Here is a 712-nt window from a genome sequence, read left to right as displayed (position 1 = left end):
CCCCCGAATGCCCCAGGCACACCAGCAGATCCGACCCCACCTGCTCGCGCAGGAACGCCACATCCTGCGGCCCCTGCACCTTGTTGCCCACCACCGCGACGGCCACCCCGTGCTCGGCCGCGTACTGCCGGTACTGCCGATACACCCCCACCCCCTGCCGGGTCGGCTCGGCCACCAGGAACGTCAGATCGAACCGGGTGAACAACCCCGACGCGAACGCGTCCGCCCCGGCCGTCATGTCCACCACCGCGTACCGGCCCGGCCCGTCCACCAGATGGTTCAGATACAGCTCCACCGCCCCCACCTTGGAGTGGTAACACGCCACCCCCAGGTCGGCCTCCCCGAACGGCCCCGTCACCATCAGCCACGGCCCGTACGGCGCCGCCACCGAAAACCCCCCGTGCACCGGATCACCCGCCGCCGAGACGTCGCCACCCGTCACCGCCGGCAACTCCAGCAACCGCGACCCCCGCCCCGGCGGCGTCGTCTTCACCATCGACCCCGCCGAGGAGATCCGCGGATTGTCGCCCCGCAACCACTCCTTGATCTCCGTCAGATGCGACCCCATCGGCCGCGGCAGCGCCTCCTCCTCCACCCCCAGCACCATGCCCAGGTGCTGGTTGATGTCGGCGTCGATCGCCACGACCGGCAGCCCCCGGCTCGCCACATAACGTGCGAACAGCGCCGACACGGTCGTCTTCCCACTGCCGCC

At 70.9% G+C, this 712-nt stretch carries 1 protein-coding gene; it reads right to left on the bottom strand.

Annotated elements, in window-relative coordinates; all coding sequences use genetic code 11:
- Nucleotides 1–712: ATP-binding protein (locus tag ACFOYY_RS42435; RefSeq protein ID WP_386197194.1), on the bottom strand; the 712-nt coding region annotated here is incomplete at both ends.

The sequence above is a fragment of the Streptosporangium jomthongense genome (assembly GCF_042650425.1).
Classification (GTDB): Bacteria; Actinomycetota; Actinomycetes; order Streptosporangiales; family Streptosporangiaceae; genus Streptosporangium.
Note: the sequence above shows the minus strand (reverse complement) of the source record. Positions and strands in the feature narration are given on the sequence as shown.